The organism is Alteromonas sp. BZK5 (assembly GCF_014349115.1).
GTDB lineage: Bacteria > Pseudomonadota > Gammaproteobacteria > Enterobacterales > Alteromonadaceae > Alteromonas > Alteromonas macleodii.
This window is the reverse complement of record NZ_JACSOE010000234.1, coordinates 1-1,792: the sequence shown is the minus strand read 5'-3', so window position 1 is coordinate 1,792 and position 1,792 is coordinate 1. Positions and strand designations below refer to the sequence as shown.

At 40.1% G+C, this 1,792-nt stretch carries 2 protein-coding genes; both read left to right on the top strand.

What is annotated here, in order from left to right; genetic code table 11:
- The coding region (locus BIZ39_RS21580) for a hypothetical protein (RefSeq protein ID WP_187448080.1) at positions 1-591 on the top strand (591 nt) is incomplete at its 5' end.
- A complete protein-coding gene (locus BIZ39_RS21575) occupies positions 581-1,711 on the top strand; it encodes a hypothetical protein (RefSeq protein WP_187448079.1) in 1,131 nt (376 codons plus the stop codon). The genes BIZ39_RS21580 and BIZ39_RS21575, both read left to right, overlap by 11 nt.
- Positions 1,712-1,792: the final 81 nt, after the last annotated feature.

Genomic DNA, 1,792 nt, shown 5'->3' with positions numbered 1-1,792 from the left:
GGTGAAAGTAACTCAAACAATGAAGAGCCACTCGGAGAGCCTAATCCAGGCGCGGATCCCATCATCAATGTTACTAAGATAAAAAGCGAAAACATTACTCCTGTTCATGTAGAACATGATGGAGACCCAGAAACCGGTATTCGTCAATATTTAACCCAAATTCCACGTGACCATGTGCTGTCCGCTTTATTTAATGATTCAGTTTTGACTTATGATGATGAGATAAAAATAGTGTTATGGGCCTTAGCGTATGACCTCGGCCAATACAAAATAACATCCCTTTTTTCTAACACTCATAAGCAATATCAAATACTGCCAACAGGCGTTGCCGTTTTAAAGTCTCACATGGAAGAATTTATTGGGACAATGGCTATCTTCGATAAAGAAGTTTCGGACCACGCACAAACTAAAATTAACAAACTCATTTCTTCTGCAAAAGGGGACATCTATACAAGAATTTTTAGCTCAAATAAAAAAAGGGGCTATCGATTTTTAAATAATGATATCGCTTGTTCGCTTATGCTCAGTCAAGGCAAAGAGCTTAGGAACTATTTTGATTCAGTTCATTTGGAGAACCAAAGTGAAAGATAGACAAATTTATGTTTTTTGGCGCTGGCCATATGAGATGCCTGCCAGTGCTGTGTGGTTCGTGTCTGCTACGTGTGCAGCTCTCTTTGGGTATTATGGAAACTTTGGTTTTCGTTTTTTACTTCTAGCTTCAATTCCAATGTATCTTCTTTCGTTAATTCGATTTGTACAGGGAGCCTCGCTTTTAAATTTTAAAGCAAGATTACAAAGCATTCCCGATTTAAACATGAGTCTGGATAAATTGATCAAGCTTCACCAAGCTTACCCTGGTAAAACTTATATCGGTCATGGGTTCGAATGGGGACAAGAGCAGACGCAATTGTATTACGATTTACGTTCTCGTGATGATTCAGTTAACCATCCAGGCGAAGTTTATATGTTTTTCCGTAGACTTTTCGGTATGTCGAGCAAGTTTCAGCCGGATGATAAGATGCACTTACACGGTATTGGCTTTAAAGAGGAGCGACCACAATATATAAACGTTACTGAGCGACAGCAGCATGCAGTGTATTCAGGCTCTACCGGTACGGGTAAAGGTAGAAAAGCTACGATAGATATTGTAGGTGCTCTTGTTCGCAATGAACCATGTATTATTGCCGATCCAAAATCTGACGACGTAACCCTCGATGTCATTTACGCGACCATGAAAAAATTCAATCGAGAGAAATACCTCTACTACTTCAGCCCAAGCCACCCTTCCAGCTCTGTTCGTTTAGATCTTCTTAATTCATATGGTTCACTCGCTCAAGTGGCTACTCGTATTGTAAACATAATGCCCCCTCAAAAAGACGAAACGTTCAAGCAGTTTGCTTGGCGAGCAATTTTTGCCATCGTGCAGGCTTTGACGCTTATGGGCGAGAAGTTAACCTTGGTAAAAGTCAGGGAGTGCGTTCAGCAAGATATGAGTTATTTGGTCAAAAGAGCGGGTGCTTACTATTTTTCAAAATTCGAAGAGACTCAAGAGATTGCAAAAAGTGTTGCTAATCAACCTGTGTCTAGCAAAGCAGCAGATTTGGTTGTAACAACCTACTATGCTCAATTAGAGTCCAAATACCCATCAAAAGAAATGGAAAGTTTGTTTGGTATCTATGGTCAGGATCAGAGACCCCCTGTGTCAGGATAGTTGTCGCCTCAGTTTTTCATAAAAATATAACAGGGAGCGGTAAGTTAGATATTAGTGAAGCATTATCCTGAAGATCATAAG